Annotated in this window: 15 protein-coding genes; 11 read left to right on the top strand and 4 right to left on the bottom strand. The window is 63.3% G+C overall.

The features are described from left to right. Positions 1 to 16: 16 nt before the first annotated feature. Complete coding sequence (gene queF, locus P9228_RS18955) at positions 17 to 478, bottom strand: preQ(1) synthase (protein WP_067330169.1); 462 nt, start codon at positions 476 to 478, stop codon at positions 17 to 19. Positions 479 to 677: 199 nt separating this feature from the next. Between queF and P9228_RS18950 the strand changes: the two genes are divergently transcribed. Both P9228_RS18950 and P9228_RS18945 read left to right on the top strand, forming a co-directional pair. Continuing rightward, entirely contained in the window at positions 678 to 2,723 is a 2,046-nt protein-coding gene (locus tag P9228_RS18950) for an NADH:flavin oxidoreductase (RefSeq protein WP_127403961.1), read from the top strand. Between the two features lie 104 nt (positions 2,724 to 2,827). Continuing rightward, the gene (locus P9228_RS18945) at positions 2,828 to 3,565 is read left to right on the top strand and encodes an HD domain-containing protein (protein WP_127215363.1); all 738 of its coding nucleotides are present in this window, start codon (positions 2,828 to 2,830) and stop codon (positions 3,563 to 3,565) included. A gap of 123 nt (positions 3,566 to 3,688) precedes the next feature. On the opposite strand, the gene P9228_RS18940 is transcribed toward P9228_RS18945, so the two are convergent. Beyond that, positions 3,689 to 4,096 carry a hypothetical protein gene (locus P9228_RS18940; protein ID WP_127215364.1) on the bottom strand — a complete coding sequence of 136 codons (408 nt, stop codon included), beginning with the start codon at positions 4,094 to 4,096 and terminating at the stop codon, positions 3,689 to 3,691. Positions 4,097 to 4,265: 169 nt separating this feature from the next. On the opposite strand from P9228_RS18940, the gene P9228_RS18935 reads away from it, so the two are divergent. Then, entirely contained in the window at positions 4,266 to 4,694 is a 429-nt protein-coding gene (locus P9228_RS18935; protein ID WP_095783187.1) for a MarR family winged helix-turn-helix transcriptional regulator, read from the top strand. Here the strand turns inward: P9228_RS18935 and P9228_RS18930 are convergent. Then, complete coding sequence (locus tag P9228_RS18930; RefSeq protein WP_095801219.1) at positions 4,691 to 6,760, bottom strand: EAL domain-containing protein; 2,070 nt, start codon at positions 6,758 to 6,760, stop codon at positions 4,691 to 4,693. The genes P9228_RS18935 and P9228_RS18930 overlap by 4 nt on opposite strands. A 300-nt stretch (positions 6,761 to 7,060) precedes the next feature. On the opposite strand from P9228_RS18930, the gene P9228_RS18925 reads away from it, so the two are divergent. From P9228_RS18925 to tdh, 3 genes are read left to right on the top strand one after another with little or no spacing between them, the layout of a single operon-like run. After that, the gene (locus tag P9228_RS18925) at positions 7,061 to 8,248 is read left to right on the top strand and encodes a glycine C-acetyltransferase (RefSeq protein WP_127215366.1); all 1,188 of its coding nucleotides are present in this window, start codon (positions 7,061 to 7,063) and stop codon (positions 8,246 to 8,248) included. Between the two features lie 27 nt (positions 8,249 to 8,275). Next, complete coding sequence (locus P9228_RS18920; protein WP_127215367.1) at positions 8,276 to 8,719, top strand: SRPBCC family protein; 444 nt, start codon at positions 8,276 to 8,278, stop codon at positions 8,717 to 8,719. 40 nt (positions 8,720 to 8,759) lie between these two features. Next, positions 8,760 to 9,794 carry an L-threonine 3-dehydrogenase gene (gene tdh / locus P9228_RS18915; RefSeq protein WP_067000502.1) on the top strand — a complete coding sequence of 345 codons (1,035 nt, stop codon included), beginning with the start codon at positions 8,760 to 8,762 and terminating at the stop codon, positions 9,792 to 9,794. Positions 9,795 to 9,876: 82 nt separating this feature from the next. On the opposite strand, the gene P9228_RS18910 is transcribed toward tdh, so the two are convergent. Next, positions 9,877 to 10,320: a MarR family transcriptional regulator gene (locus P9228_RS18910; RefSeq protein ID WP_164746692.1), complete on the bottom strand. Its 444-nt coding sequence runs from the start codon at positions 10,318 to 10,320 to the stop codon at positions 9,877 to 9,879. A gap of 135 nt (positions 10,321 to 10,455) precedes the next feature. On the opposite strand from P9228_RS18910, the gene hmgA reads away from it, so the two are divergent. The 5 genes from hmgA to P9228_RS18885 all read left to right on the top strand — a co-directional run bounded on the left by hmgA (position 10,456) and on the right by P9228_RS18885 (position 14,085). After that, positions 10,456 to 11,769 carry a homogentisate 1,2-dioxygenase gene (gene hmgA / locus P9228_RS18905; RefSeq protein ID WP_278054846.1) on the top strand — a complete coding sequence of 438 codons (1,314 nt, stop codon included), beginning with the start codon at positions 10,456 to 10,458 and terminating at the stop codon, positions 11,767 to 11,769. Positions 11,770 to 11,875: 106 nt separating this feature from the next. Continuing rightward, positions 11,876 to 12,901 (top strand): fumarylacetoacetate hydrolase family protein, encoded by a 1,026-nt coding sequence (locus tag P9228_RS18900; RefSeq protein WP_095824778.1) that lies wholly within the window; start codon positions 11,876 to 11,878, stop codon positions 12,899 to 12,901. A 4-nt stretch (positions 12,902 to 12,905) separates the two neighbouring features. Beyond that, positions 12,906 to 13,442, top strand: coding sequence for a DinB family protein (locus tag P9228_RS18895; protein ID WP_127246895.1), 537 nt, complete (start codon positions 12,906 to 12,908; stop codon positions 13,440 to 13,442). Positions 13,443 to 13,517: 75 nt separating this feature from the next. Then, on the top strand, positions 13,518 to 13,778 hold the full coding sequence (locus tag P9228_RS18890) for a BrnT family toxin (RefSeq protein ID WP_095783194.1): 261 nt from the start codon (positions 13,518 to 13,520) through the stop codon (positions 13,776 to 13,778). Beyond that, positions 13,765 to 14,085: a BrnA antitoxin family protein gene (locus P9228_RS18885; protein ID WP_095801227.1), complete on the top strand. Its 321-nt coding sequence runs from the start codon at positions 13,765 to 13,767 to the stop codon at positions 14,083 to 14,085. Before P9228_RS18890 ends, P9228_RS18885 begins: the two co-directional genes overlap by 14 nt. Positions 14,086 to 14,109 lie beyond the last annotated feature (24 nt).

The following is a 14,109-nucleotide window of genomic DNA, read 5'->3' as shown; positions in this document are numbered from 1 at the left end:
TGGCCGCTCGATAAACTCACCCGCGCCCGCGATATGGCGCGACCCCGGTGTCGGGCAGCCAGGCGCCTTCGGGCGGCGCGCCGGTCTGCCAGAAGACGTCGATGGGGATGCCGCCCCGCGGGAACCAGTAGCCGCCGACGCGCAGCCAGAGCGGCTTGGTCGCTTCGACGATGCGGCGGCCGATCATGACGGTGCATTCCTCGTGAAAGGCGCCATGGTTGCGGAACGAGGTCATGAACAGCTTCAGCGACTTCGATTCCACCAGCGTCTTGTCGGGCGCGTAGTCGATGACGATGTGGGCGAAGTCGGGCTGGCCGGTGACCGGGCAGAGCGAGGTGAATTCCGGGCAGGTGAAGCGCACGATCGCGGGCGGGCCGTCGCCTCGCTCGAACGGCACGGTTTCCAGGACTGCCTGTTCGGGACTCTGCGGCGTCTCGACGTGTTTGCCGAGCTGGGTCAGGTTTTTGGCGTCGGTCATCGATGGCTCCTCGCTGCCGCCGATGATTGCAAGGGCGGCAGGTGCAATCAGTTGAAAGTGCGCCGCGATCGAACGGACCCGGCGTGTTTGGCGGCTCATTAGCATTGGAGCGAAAGCCGCGCAGCGGTTTTCGGATGAATCCGATGCGTGAAATGGAAGCGGGAGCAGCGCCCGCGCAATTTGATACGGCAGGAAGACGATGACCAGCAACGACCCGCTTCTCCAACCTTATCCGCTCAAGCACCTGACGCTGAAGAACCGGGTGATGTCGACCAGCCATGAGCCGGCTTATTCCGAGGACGGCATGCCGAAGGAGCGCTACCGGCTCTACCACGCCGAGAAGGCCAAGGGCGGCATGGCGCTGACGATGACAGCGGGCTCTGCCATCGTGTCACGCGACAGCCCGGCCGCCTTCGGCAACCTGCATGTCTATGACGACGCCATCGTGCCGTGGCTCGCCGAACTTGCGGATGCCTGTCATGAGCATGACTGCAAGGTCATGATCCAGATCACCCATCTCGGTCGCCGCACCGGCTGGAACAAGGCCGACTGGCTGCCGGTGCTTTCCGCCTCGCCGGTGCGCGAGCCGGCGCATCGCGCCTTTCCCAAGACCATCGAGGACTGGGACATCGAGCGCATCGTTGCCGATTATGCTTCCGCCGCCCAGCGCTGCCAGGCGGCCGGCCTCGACGGCATCGAATTCGAATCCTACGGCCATCTGATGGACGGCTTCTGGTCGCCCGCCACCAACCATCGCGACGATGATTTCGGCGGCTCGCTCGACAACCGGCTGCGCTTCACCAACATGGTGCTGGATGCGGTTCGCGCCGCGGTCGGCGAGAAATTCGTCGTCGGCATCCGCATGGTCGCCGACGAGGATTTCGAAAAAGGCCTGTCGAAGGAGGAGGGCGTCGAGATCGCGAAACGTCTGGCTGGCTCCGGCAAGGTCGATTTCCTCAACATCATCCGCGGCTCGATCGAGACCGACGCGGCGCTGACCAAGGTCATCCCGGTGACCGGCATGCGCTCGTCGCCGCATCTCGATTTCGCCGGCGAGGTGAGGGCGGCGACGAAATTCCCGACTTTCCACGCGGCGCGGATCTCCGATGTCGCGACCGCGCGTCATGCGATCGCCTCCGGCAAGCTCGACATGGTCGGCATGACGCGCGCCCATATCGCCGATCCGCATATCATCAGGAAAGTGATGGAAGGGCGCGAGCACGAGATCCGGCCTTGCGTCGGCGCCACCTACTGCCTCGATCGCATCTATGAAGGCGGTGAGGCGCTCTGCGTCCACAACGCCGCCACCGGCCGCGAAGCGACGATCCCGCATGTCATCGCGAAAAGCGAAGGGCCGAAGAGGCGGGTGGTGGTCGTCGGAGCCGGGGCGGGCGGTCTGGAAGCCGCGCGTGTCGCCGCCGAACGGGGCCATCAGGTGGTGGTCCTCGAAGCGTCCAGCCAGGCCGGCGGCCAGGTGCGGCTCGCGACGCAAAATCCCCGCCGCAAGGAACTGATCGGCATCATCGACTGGCGGCTTGCCGAGCTCGATCGCCTCGGCGTCGAGATCCGCTACGACACATGGGCCGAAAAGGACGATGTCCTGGCACTGGCGCCGGATGTGGTGATTGTCGCCACCGGCGGCCTGCCGCAGAACCCGCCGCTGGCAGCGGGCGACAATCTCGTCACCTCGAGCTGGGACATTATGGCCGGCAGTGTCAAGCCGGCCGAGAACGTGCTGCTCTATGACGACAATGGCGGCCATCAGGGCATGGGCGCGGCGGAATTGATTGCCAACAGCGGCTCGAAGCTCGAACTGGTCTCACCGGAGCGCTTCTTCGCGCCGGAAATGGGCGGCCTGAACCACGTGCCCTATATGCGCGCTTTCCATGAGAAAGGCGTCACCGTCACCATCAACACCCGTCTGCGCTCGGTGCGACGCGAGGGTAACCAGCTCATCGCCGAGTTGGCGTCGGACTTCGCCGATGGCTGGCGCGGCGAGCGGCGCGTCGACCAGGTGGTCGTCGAGCATGGCACCGCGCCGCTCGACGATCTCTACCTCGCGCTGAAGCCGCTGTCGAAGAATGGCGGCGCGGTCGACTACGAGCGGCTGGTAAGCGGCGGCGACATTTTTCCGCCACGCAATCCGGAAGGCGGCTTTGTTCTGTTCCGCATCGGCGACGCAGTCGCCTCGCGCAACATCCACGCCGCCATCTATGACGGCATCAGGTTCGGCATCCGGATCTGAACCTCGGTCCTCCAATGGCCAGGCTAGACCTGACAGATCTTATTTGCAATTTTCGGGCGCGGATTCGGAGGGCTGCAACCCGGGTCGCATAGTCGGGGGCTTGCTTGACCGGAAAAGATCTGTTCGTTCCGCGCCAGACCAATACGGCGCTCTATATCCAATTGCACGAGTCCGGGCACTCGTTGGGCGATCTTCTACGCGTGCAGAAGGCCTATCGCGTGGCGTGCGCGATGTTCAACGGCCGCTATCGAAAGTCGGGACGGCCCTTCATCTGCCATGCGATAGGCGCCGCCTCGTCGGTGGCGCATTTCGAACGGGATCTCGACTTCGTCCTCGCGGCGATGTTCCACGCTGCCTATGACAGCGGCCAGTATCCGGACGGCAGGTCCAGCAGGCGCAGCGAGGCGCACCGGAAATGGCTGGAGGCGCGGATCGGGCCGAGGGCTGAAGGCCTCGTCGCCCGCGTCGGCGCCATGAAATTCGACACCGGCGACCCCGAGCGCCTTCTGCAGGAGGGCGTGCCGGCCGGCGATGAGGACATCCTGTTCCTGCAGCTTGCGCACGAGGTCGACGACCTCGCCGACGGCGGCTTGGCATTCGCACCCAAATATGGCCGCTCGATCGAAACGCGGGTCGCGGCCTGCGCCATCCTGGCCAGGCAACTGGGCCGCGAGGATCTCGCCGCGACGATCGAAACATATGGCGGCCGTTATGAAGCGCTTGGCTGGGCGGCAGCGCTTCAGGACGTCAGGCTGGAAGGTTTTCGCATCGCGCCGAATATGCGGACCTATATAAAGCTGCGACGGGAAAAACTACGCGGCGGTTCCGTTGAGGTGATCTGATGCCCGGTGACGGCCGCACCACGGAAACGCACCGGACCTGCAAGGAGAGCCACCTGCCGCGTTGGTCCGGTGCGCCGCGCGCGGCCGCCGGCCTGCACCGGTACCGCGCGAGCCGTTGAGGGGTCAGAACATCCTGGCCGTGGCCATGCACAATACGGTGATGACCAGCAGCCCGCCGGCGAGGCGTTCGCTTTTGGTCATTTTCGCGCGCAACTGCGTTTGCGTCGCCGCATCGGCACCGGCCAATCGCCTGCTGGAAGAGGCGACCAGGGCGCCCTGCACGCCGGCGGCGATCAGCGCCGTCGCAATGCCCAGCGCCAGCACTATTTCCATCGGGCCGAAAGCGCCTTCGTGGAAGAAATACCAGAGCAGCAGACCGGTCAAGAAGACCATGCCGGAGGCGCCGAGTTGCGGCCGGATAAAGCGCTCCGCCTTGATCTCCGGATCACGGGCAACCGCAATGGTCGTGCCGGCCCAGAAGACGCCGGCCATAACATGCAGGCCGATGACGACGATGTAGACATATTGCATGACTGCATTCCTCTCGTTCGCCCCGCCACCGGTGTGACGCTTTGCCTGTCGGGTTTGCCTATCGGCTGGGTCCGACAACGTTAATAAGACAAAGTTAGATATCTAACAGTTAGATGTCAACGCTTCATGCGAAGTTTCGCCAACCCGTTGCTTGTTTTAGGGTCCAGCCATGACGCCATTTGATCGCCCGCCCATCGGCATGAATCTCGCGCGCACCGCCAAACTGGTGGCGCAGGCCTTTGACGCTGCCTTGGTGGAGGTCGGCGGAACGCTGCCGGTCTGGGTGACCTTGCTCTCGGTCAAGTCGAAGGAACTGGCCAACCAGCGCGAGCTTGCCGGCATGATCGGCATCCAGGGCGCGACGCTGACGCATCACCTCAACGCCATGGAGGCGCAAGGGCTGCTGACGCGCCGCCGCGATCCGCAGAACCGCAGGGTGCATCAGGTGGCGCTGACCGAAACCGGCGAAGCGCTGTTCGAGAAGTTGCGCCTCGAGGCCGTCGCCTTCGACAAAAGGCTGAGAGCTGGGCTGCCGGACGACCGGCTTGCGGAATTCGCCGAGGTGCTGGCGGCGCTTCGGGCGAATGTGGGAGGTTAGGCCCGGCTGCCCTGCAGCACCTTGAGCTTCGCCTTCTTCGGGCTGCGCGCGGTAAGCCATTCGCGCGCCTTGTCCTGCGGCATCGGGAAGGCGATCGAATAGCCCTGCACCTGGTCGCAGCCGATCGCCATCAGCGAGTCGAGCTCGGCCTCCGTTTCCGCGCCCTCGGCGACGATCGAGATGCCGAGCCCGCGGGCAAGCTCGGTGATGGCGCGCACGATCTTGGTGTTGTCGCCGTTCTCGTTGATGTTCTGGACGAAGCGGCGGTCAATCTTCAGCCGATCGATCTCGTTCGGGTTGACATGGCTGAGTGAAGCATAGCCCGTGCCGAAATCGTCGAGCTCGAGATGGACGCCCGCCGCGCGGATATGCCTGAGCTTGGCGGCGATGCCGGTCTTCTCGTCGTCGAGGATGACGGATTCAACGATTTCCAGCGACAGCTTCTGCGGCGCAAGCCCGGCTCGCTCCAGCGTTCCGAACAGGAAATTGTCGAAATCCGGCTCGCGCAGCTCGGTGCCCGAGACATTGACGGCGATGCGTCCGAAATCGATGCCGGCGCGATCCCATTCGGCGGCTTCGTTGATCGCCTTGCTGATGACGATGCGGCCGATATCCGGCATGAAGCCGCACTTCTCCGCCACCGGGATGAATTCGCCGGGCGAGATCATGCCGCGCGTGGCGTGCTTCCAGCGCACCAGTGCTTCGATACCGCTGATCTTGCCGCTGGTGAGCGACACTTGCGGCTGGAAATAGACCTCGAAGGTCTTTTCCGCGATCGCCGTGCGGATGTCCTGCTCGAGCTGCTTGCGGTAGTCGAGCTCGCGCCGCAGCTCTTCGGAGAAGAAGGAGAAGCTGCCGCCGCCGAGCTTCTTGGCTGAATAGAGGGCGAGATCGGCATGGACGAGCAGGTCCTGCGCGTTGTCGGCGTCGACTGGATAGACGGCGATGCCTGCGCTGGCGCCAGGCATTATGGTCGTGCCCTGGAAGGTGATCGGCTCGTTGATGTTGGCGATGATGCGCTTGGCCAGTGCATGGATGTCCTCGGTGCTGCCGGCGCCGTTGAGGATCATCACGAACTCGTCGCCGCCGAGACGGGCGCAAAGATCCGATGCGCGGCAGGAATCGCGCATGCGTTGCGCGGTGACGACAAGCACATAGTCGCCCGCCGCGTGCCCCAGCGTGTCGTTGATCTGCTTGAAGCGGTCGAGGTCGAGTTGGATCACCGCCAGCCGCTCGCGGCGGCGATGCGCGCCCTTGATCAGCGTGTCGAAATGATCGGTGAGGAAGGTGCGGTTGTGCAGGCCGGTCAGGCCGTCATGCACGGCGATGAAGGCCATCGAATTGCGGGCGTCGACCAGTTCATGCGTCTTGCGCAGGATGGCCTTGGACATCGGCCGAAAAATGAATAGCGCGACCAGCACGATGACGCCGATGGTGGCAAAGAACAGCGTGCGGTGCAGGCTGAGCATCTCATCCGACCGCTCGGTGGCGAAGGCGCTGATGCGCTGGCCGAGCGCGGCATAGCCGGACAAAGTCGCATTGGCGACTGAGGCGTCGAGGCCGACGCGCTCGCCGCCGCCCTTATAGCCGTCGCTTTGCATGCCAAGCTGGGATGCAAATGATGAAACCAGTCGATCGCCGTTGGCGATAAGGCCGACCGAGAAATAGTCGAGATGGAACGGCTTGCTAAACAGCACATATTCGATCGATTGCGGATCGTTGCGCGACGGCGATAGCGGATCGGCGCCGGTCTCCTTGAGCAGCCGGTCGTAATTGGTCTCGAACTCGCCCGTTGCCTGCTTGAGCGCGGTGACCAGCGCCGGCTGCTTGTCGCGCGGGGCGGCACCGGTCGCGCTGGCCAGGAAGACGATGCGCTGCGACAGCGCCTTCTGCGTGGAGACGATGTTGAGCAGCGCGTCGTTGTGCTGCTGCTGCGCCATCAACTGCTGCAGCAGGATGAAGGAAGCCATCACCATGGCGGCGATGATCAGCAAGGCCAGCCAGTAGCCGCTCTTGATCAGCAGAATCAGCTTGCGCGAAACGCTGTGCACCGGCTGCTGCGACATAACTGAGTGACCCCTCCCGATCGACGGATTCCTGCCATGAATATGCGGCGCCAGAACCCTTGACGTGAAAGGGTTAACAGCTCGGCAAACCGGCACGGTGCCGGAGCCGGCGGCGCGACAAAGCTGACAGGATGGTTATTATGTCCTTTCGCAGATCGTCGCATTTGAACACATCCTTGTCCGGCTGCGCTGAAGGAGCTGCGGCGCGGCTTGCACAACGCCACCGAAGCGGTCGTTTTTGCGATGGATTTTTCTTGTCCGCAGCGCGACAGTCCGCATCAAACAAAATAGGGCCATACGATGAGCGCAGCGTTTCTCTCCCACATCTACAGCGAGCTTGAAGGCCTGAAATCGGCCGGGCTCTACAAGTCCGAGCGGGTGATTTCCTCCACGCAGTCGGCCCTGATCGAGGTTGCCGGCCAGAAGGTGCTGAATTTCTGCGCCAACAACTATCTCGGCCTCGCCGACAGCCCCGAGCTGCGCGATGCGGCGAAGCAGGCGCTCGACCGCTACGGCTACGGCATGGCGTCGGTGCGCTTCATCTGCGGCACCCAGGAAGAACACAAAGAGCTCGAAGCCACCATCTCATCCTTCCTTGGCATGGACGACACCATTCTCTACGGCTCCTGCTTCGACGCCAATGGCGGCCTGTTCGAGACGCTGCTCGGCGAGGAGGACGCCGTCATCTCGGACGCGCTGAACCACGCCTCGATCATCGACGGGGTGCGGCTCTCCAAGGCCAAGCGCTTCCGCTACGCCAACAACGACATGGCCGACCTCGAGGCGCGGCTGAAGGAGGCGAAGGACCGCCGCTTCCGGCTGATCGCCACCGACGGCGTGTTCTCGATGGACGGCATCATCGCCAACCTGCAAGGAGTCTGCGACCTCGCCGAGAAATACGACGCCATGGTCATGGTCGACGACAGCCATGCCGTTGGCTTCGTCGGCAAGAACGGCCGCGGCTCGGCCGAGCACTGCGGCGTCGAGGGCAGGGTGGACATCATCACAGGCACGCTCGGCAAGGCGCTGGGCGGCGCGTCCGGCGGCTATACTGCGGGGAAGAAACAGGTGGTCGACTGGCTGCGCCAGCGCTCGCGGCCCTATCTTTTCTCAAACACGCTGATGCCGGCGATCGCCGGCGCCTCGCTGAAAGTCTTCGAGCTGATCCGCAATGGCGATGCGCTGCGCCGCCGCCTATATACCAATGCGGAACGCTTTCGGTCTCAAATGGGCAAGCTCGGCTTTACGCTTGCCGGCGCCGATCATCCGATAATCCCGGTGATGCTGGGCGACGCCGCTCTTGCGCAGGAGATGGCGGCCCGCATGCTGAAGCGCGGCATCTACGTCATCGGTTTTTCGTTCCCGGTGGTGCCGAAAGGCCAGGCGCGCATTCGCACCCAGATGTCGGCGGCGCACTCCGGCGCCGATATCGATCGCGCCGTCGAGGCGTTCGGCGAGGTCGGGAAGGAACTGGGTGTAATCGCTTGACGCTACCGCCGGCAATGGAAGTGGGCCATGGCGATCGATGTGACGAGCAGTATCGAGATCGCCAGGCCGCGCGCGGACGTCGCCGCCTTTTCTTCCGCTCCGGACAATGTTCCGCGCTGGTACGTCAACATCAAGTCGGTGGAATGGAAGACGCCGCGGCCGCCCAGGGTGGGCTCGAGAATTGCCTTCGTAGCCCAGTTCCTTGGGCGACGGCTTGTCTACACCTACGAAATTGTCGAATTCGTGCAGGGCGAACGGCTTGTAATGCGAACCGCCGAAGGGCCTTTTCCGATGGAGACGAGTTACACATGGCGGGATTCCGGCGAGGGCCGCACGCATATGACGCTTCGGAATCGCGGCTCGCCGGCCGGCTTTTCCCGTCTCATGACCCCGCTCATAGCCGTGGCTGTCCGGCGTTCGACCGACCGCGATCTGCTGCGGCTGAAGAACATCCTGGAAGCGGCAGGTTGATGATCCGTCAGGACGGGGAAGATTTTCTGGGGAGTGTTCGATGTCCAACATGATGAAGGCGCTGGTGAAGGCCAAGGCCGAGCCGGGCATCTGGATGGAAGAAGTGCCGGTGCCGGAAATCGGCCCCAACGACGTGCTGATCAAGGTCAGGAAGACCGCGATCTGCGGCACCGACGTCCACATCTACAATTGGGACCAGTGGGCGCAGAAGACCGTGCCGGTGCCGATGGTGACCGGCCATGAATTCGTCGGCACCGTCGCGGATTTCGGCGCGGCCGTCACCGAATACAAGGTCGGACAGCGCGTCTCGGGCGAGGGCCACATCGTCTGCGGCCACTGCCGCAACTGCCGCGCGGGGCGAGGGCATCTCTGCCGCAATACGCTCGGCGTCGGTGTCAACCGGCCCGGCGCCTTTGGCGAGTATGTAGCGATCCCGCAGCACAATGTCGTGCCGATCCCCGACGACGTGCCGGACGAGATCGCAGCGATCTTCGATCCATTAGGCAACGCCGTCCACACCGCACTGTCCTTCGACCTGGTCGGCGAGGATGTGCTGGTCACCGGCGCCGGCCCGATCGGCATCATGGGCGCGCTGGTCGCGCAATGCGTCGGCGCGCGGAAAGTCGTCATCACCGACATCAACCCGGTCCGGCTGGAACTGGCGCGCAAGCTCGGCGTCCAGCATGTGGTCGACGCCTCGAAGGAGAAGCTGCGCGACGTGATGCCGGCACTCGGCATGACCGAAGGTTTCGACGTCGGGCTGGAGATGTCGGGCGCCGCGCCAGCCTTCCGCGACATGATTGACACCATGAACAATGGCGGCAAGATCGCCATCCTCGGCATCGCTCCCACCGGCTTCGAGATCGACTGGAACAAGGTCATCTTCAAGATGCTGCATCTCAAAGGCATCTACGGCCGCGAGATGTTCGAGACCTGGTACAAGATGATCGCCCTGGTGCAGGGGCCGCTGGATGTCTCGGGTCTGATCACGCATCGCATCGGCATCGACGATTTCCAGGTTGGGTTCGATGCGATGCGCAGCGGCAGTTCCGGCAAAGTGGTGATGGACTGGTAGGGTTTGGTTGAAGCAGCATCCTGGCAATGCTGCGGGACAGCTCCCTCTTTGGCCTGCCGGACAGAGGGGGTGTGAAGGATCGCTACGAAGAAGATAAAGCCTCTTCCAGTGCTGCCACCCCCCTGACAATCGCCGCTCTCTCTTCCTCGCTCAGCCTCGCCAGCAGCTCCCTTTCAAACGCCTTCGCCAGCGGCACCATTTCCCGGTAAGCGGCGAGCCCCGCCTTGGTCAGCGTCAGATGCTCGACGCGGCGGTCGTTCTCGTCCGGCGCTCTTGTCAGCCAGCGCCGGCGTTCGAGCTCGGCGACCGCGCGCGACACCTTGGTCTTGTGCATGGCCGACTGCTCGCCGAGTTCCGTCGCCGTCATCATCCCGCGCTGCCCGAGGCCTGAGAGCGTGCGCCATTCCGGCCGCGTCAGACCGTGGCGCTCCTTGTAGATGCGCGAGAATTCGCGGCTCACGGTGTCGGCCAGCCGGTAGAGCCGGTAGGGCAGGAAGTTTTCTAGCTCGAGAATTTCTGGTTTCATTTGGCGCACCATCGGTGCGGGGTTCGGCGTTGATAGTTACATTTTCGATGGTTACAAATGAAACCAGTTTGGTCAACATCACCGGAAAGCCTTCCTCAACGCTGAGGGCGGCAGCCCGGGATCAGGGAGGATCGGATGGCCTTTTCCTATATGCCGGGCTTCGGCAATGATTTTGAGACCGAGACGCTGCCGGGATCGCTGCCGCAGGGCCGCAACTCGCCGCAGCGGCCGGCCTACGGGCTCTATGCCGAGCAGCTTTCGGGCTCGCCCTTCACCGCGCCGCGCGGCACCAACGAGCGCTCCTGGCTTTACCGCATCCGTCCCAGCGTGAAACACACCGGCCGCTTCAAGGGCGCGAGCTATCCCATGTGGAAGACGGCGCCCAACGTCGGCGACCACGAGCTGGCGCTCGGCCAATACCGATGGAACCCTGTTCCGATCCCGACCGAGCCGACCGACTTCATCTCCGGCATGCGCACCATGACCACCGCCGGCGACGCCGTCGGCCAGTCCGGCATGGCGGCGCATGTCTATGTCGCCAACCGCTCGATGGTCGACGACCATTTCTTCAATGCCGACGGCGAACTCATGATCGTGCCGCAGGTCGGCACGCTGCGCTTTGTCACCGAGATGGGCGTCATCGAGCTTCGCCCCGGCGAGATCGCGGTGCTGCCGCGCGGCCTCGTCTTCAAGGTCGAGCTCGCCGACAAGGAGGCGCGCGGCTATGTCTGCGAGAACTACGGGGCAAAATTCACCATGCCCGACCGCGGCCCGATCGGCGCCAATTGCCTAGCCAATCCGCGCGACTTCAAGACTCCCTGCGCCTGGTTCCAGGAGAAGGAGACGCCATGTCGGCTGATCGTCAAATGGTGCGGCACTTTCCACGTCACCGAGCTTGGCCATTCGCCGCTCGACGTCGTCGCCTGGCACGGCAACTACGCGCCCTATAAATATGATCTGGCGACGTTTTCGCCGGTCGGCGCCATCCTGTTCGATCACCCTGACCCGTCGATCTTCACCGTGCTGACGGCGCCGAGCGGCGAGGAGGGCACCGCCAATGTCGACTTCGTCATCTTCCCGCCGCGCTGGCTGGTGGCGGAAAACACTTTTCGGCCGCCCTGGTACCACCGCAACATCATGAGCGAGTTCATGGGCCTGATCCACGGCCAGTACGATGCCAAGGAGGAAGGTTTTGTCCCCGGCGGCATCAGCCTGCATAACCAGATGCTGGCGCACGGACCCGACGCCTCCGGCTTTGAGAAGGCCTCCCGCGCCGACCTGAAACCGGTCAAGCTCGACAACACCATGGCCTTCATGTTCGAGACGCGCTTTCCGCAGATGCTGACGCGCTACGCCGCCGAGCTCGAAACCTTGCAGGAGAACTACATCGACTGCTGGGCCGACCTGAAGAAGCGCTTCAATGGCACGCCGGAAGGCGACTGGCCCTGATTGGTGAGGTCAGAGTCAGGAAAACATCGGCGGGTGGCTTGACGATCACTCGCCACGGCCTTGTTGTGGGACGAGCGGCACGAAGCCCGCGAGGAGAGGAAACCGCATGAAGCTTGCCACTTTGAAGAACGGGACGCGCGACGGAAAACTGGTCGTGGTCTCGCGCGATCTGACGCGGTTCACCGACGCTTCTTTCCTGGTGCCGACGCTGCAGGCTGCGCTCGACAATTGGGAGCGCTTGGCGCCGCATCTGGCGGCGATGGCGGAATCGCTCGAGACCAACGCGGTGCCCTCGGCCCGCTTTCACGAGCATGACGCCCATTCGCCGCTGCCGCGCGCCTATCAATGGGCGGACGGCTCCGCCTATGTGAACCATGTCGAGCTGGTGCGGAAGGCACGCGGCGCCGAGATGCCGGCGAGTTTCTGGACCGATCCGCTGATCTACCAGGGCGGCTCGGACTCCTTCCTTGCGCCGCGCGATCCGATCCGCATGGCCGACGAAGCCTTCGGCATCGACATGGAGGCGGAAGTTGCCGTCATCGTTGGCGATGTGCCGATGGGCGCCGGGCTGGGCGAGGCACGCGAGGCCATCCGCCTCGTCATGCTGGTCAATGATGTGACGCTTCGCGCCATCACGGGGCCGGAACTGGCAAAGGGCTTCGGCTTCTTCCAGTCGAAGCCGTCTTCTGCTTTCTCGCCGGTCGCGGTGACGCCGGACGAGCTTGGTGATGCCTGGGACGGCGGCAAGGTCAGCCTGCCGCTGCTCGCCGATCTCAACGGCAAACCGTTCGGCCGTGCCAATGCCGGCATCGACATGACCTTCGATTTCCCGGCCTTGATCGTGCATGCCGCGAAAACGCGGCCGCTCGCCGCCGGCGCCATCATCGGCTCCGGCACCGTCTCCAATAAGCTGAATGATGGGCCAGGCAAGCCGGTCGCGGCAGGCGGCGCCGGCTATTCGTGCATCGCCGAACTGCGCATGATCGAGACCATCGAGAGCGGCGAGCCGAAGACACCGTTCCTGCGCTTCGGCGACACGGTGCGGATCGAGATGAAGGACAAGGCCGGCCATTCGATCTTCGGCGCCATCGAGCAGAAGGTCGAGAAATACGAGGGGGAGAAAGGAACCTGAAAGGGTGACCTTGCTCGAGCACCTGCGCCGGATGGCGCGCAACAATTTGTGGTCGAACGACCGGCTCTACCGCGCCGTGCTGGAGCTTCAGCCCGGCGAGTTCGAGGCCGGTCGAACCAGTTTCTTTCCCTCGATCAAGGAGACGCTCAACCACATCCTTGCGGTCGATTGTCTCTATCTCGATTTTCTGACCGGTGGCGGCCTCGGTGCTGCGGCCTATGACGACTTCATACCGTTTGACGATGCGTCAAGCCTGGCCGCTACACAGACCGATTTTGACCGCAGGCTTGTCGCCTTCTGCGACGGCCTGTCGGAGGCAGATCTCGACCGCCGCGTCATCACCGACCGCCGCGAGGACGGCATGATCCCCGAAAGGATCGGCGACATCCTCGCCCATGTCTTCCTGCACGACATCCACCATCGCGGCCAAGTGCACGCGATGCTGTCGGGCACCTCGGTTGCACCGCCGCAATTGGATGAGTTCTTGCTCGATTACGACATTAAGCTCAGGAAGGACGAGGTCGAGCGGCTTGGGTTGTGAACAAGTGAGAACGCTTCGGGAATTATTGTAGTTACGAAAATTATTGACTTAATTCATGTAGGTACATAAATTCAGATGCAGATCGTCTGGGATGAACCTAAACGGTTGGCCAACATTGACAAACACGGCTTGGATTTCGCGGCGCTAGACGAGGAGTTTTTCCTTGCCTCGGCGATCCGGGCGGCCAAATCCGGCCGTTTCATGGCGATTGGTCGGGTAGTCGGCGGCGGCGTTGTTGCAGTGGTCTTTTCCCGGCTTGGCTCCGAAGGCATCTCGGTTATTTCAATGCGGGCGGCCAACCAGACGGAAAGGAGATTGTTCGATGGCGAAAGCTAAGCTGAACACTACAAAGCTGGACAACGGATTCAAGTCAGGCAAGGGATTCACCGAGGAAGATTGGGATGCGGTTTCGGACAATCCCGAATGGACCGAGGAGGATTTTCGGAATGCTCGTCCCTTCGCCGACGTGTTTCCGGACCTTGCCGAAAGCATTCGCCGCTCACGTGGTCGGCCGGCACTCGACAATCCGAAGAAGCAGGTAACGCTGCGCCTCGACAGCGATGTGGTTGCTCGTTTCCGTGCCAGCGGGCCCGGCTGGCAGAGCCGAATCAACGAAATTCTGAGGAAGGCCGCCGGCCTTTAGAGTAGCCGGCGGCTTGGTCTTTCG

This window comes from Mesorhizobium sp. WSM4898, from assembly GCF_029625845.1.
Taxonomy (GTDB): domain Bacteria; phylum Pseudomonadota; class Alphaproteobacteria; order Rhizobiales; family Rhizobiaceae; genus Mesorhizobium.
Note: the sequence above shows the minus strand (reverse complement) of the source record. Positions and strands in the feature narration are given on the sequence as shown.

Excerpts from the sequence above, each read along its gene's own strand:
- queF (WP_067330169.1), bottom strand. The coding sequence starts at position 478 with ATGACCGACGCCAAAAACCTGACCCAGCTCGGCAAACACGTCGAGACG.
- P9228_RS18950 (WP_127403961.1), top strand. The coding sequence starts at position 678 with ATGACCAGCAACGACCCGCTTCTCCAACCTTATCCGCTCAAGCACCTG.
- P9228_RS18940 (WP_127215364.1), bottom strand. The coding sequence starts at position 4,096 with ATGCAATATGTCTACATCGTCGTCATCGGCCTGCATGTTATGGCCGGC.
- P9228_RS18935 (WP_095783187.1), top strand. The coding sequence starts at position 4,266 with ATGACGCCATTTGATCGCCCGCCCATCGGCATGAATCTCGCGCGCACC.
- P9228_RS18930 (WP_095801219.1), bottom strand. The coding sequence starts at position 6,760 with ATGTCGCAGCAGCCGGTGCACAGCGTTTCGCGCAAGCTGATTCTGCTG.
- P9228_RS18925 (WP_127215366.1), top strand. The coding sequence starts at position 7,061 with ATGAGCGCAGCGTTTCTCTCCCACATCTACAGCGAGCTTGAAGGCCTG.
- P9228_RS18920 (WP_127215367.1), top strand. The coding sequence starts at position 8,276 with ATGGCGATCGATGTGACGAGCAGTATCGAGATCGCCAGGCCGCGCGCG.
- tdh (WP_067000502.1), top strand. The coding sequence starts at position 8,760 with ATGTCCAACATGATGAAGGCGCTGGTGAAGGCCAAGGCCGAGCCGGGC.
- P9228_RS18910 (WP_164746692.1), bottom strand. The coding sequence starts at position 10,320 with ATGAAACCAGAAATTCTCGAGCTAGAAAACTTCCTGCCCTACCGGCTC.
- hmgA (WP_278054846.1), top strand. The coding sequence starts at position 10,456 with ATGGCCTTTTCCTATATGCCGGGCTTCGGCAATGATTTTGAGACCGAG.
- P9228_RS18900 (WP_095824778.1), top strand. The coding sequence starts at position 11,876 with ATGAAGCTTGCCACTTTGAAGAACGGGACGCGCGACGGAAAACTGGTC.
- P9228_RS18890 (WP_095783194.1), top strand. The coding sequence starts at position 13,518 with ATGCAGATCGTCTGGGATGAACCTAAACGGTTGGCCAACATTGACAAA.
- P9228_RS18885 (WP_095801227.1), top strand. The coding sequence starts at position 13,765 with ATGGCGAAAGCTAAGCTGAACACTACAAAGCTGGACAACGGATTCAAG.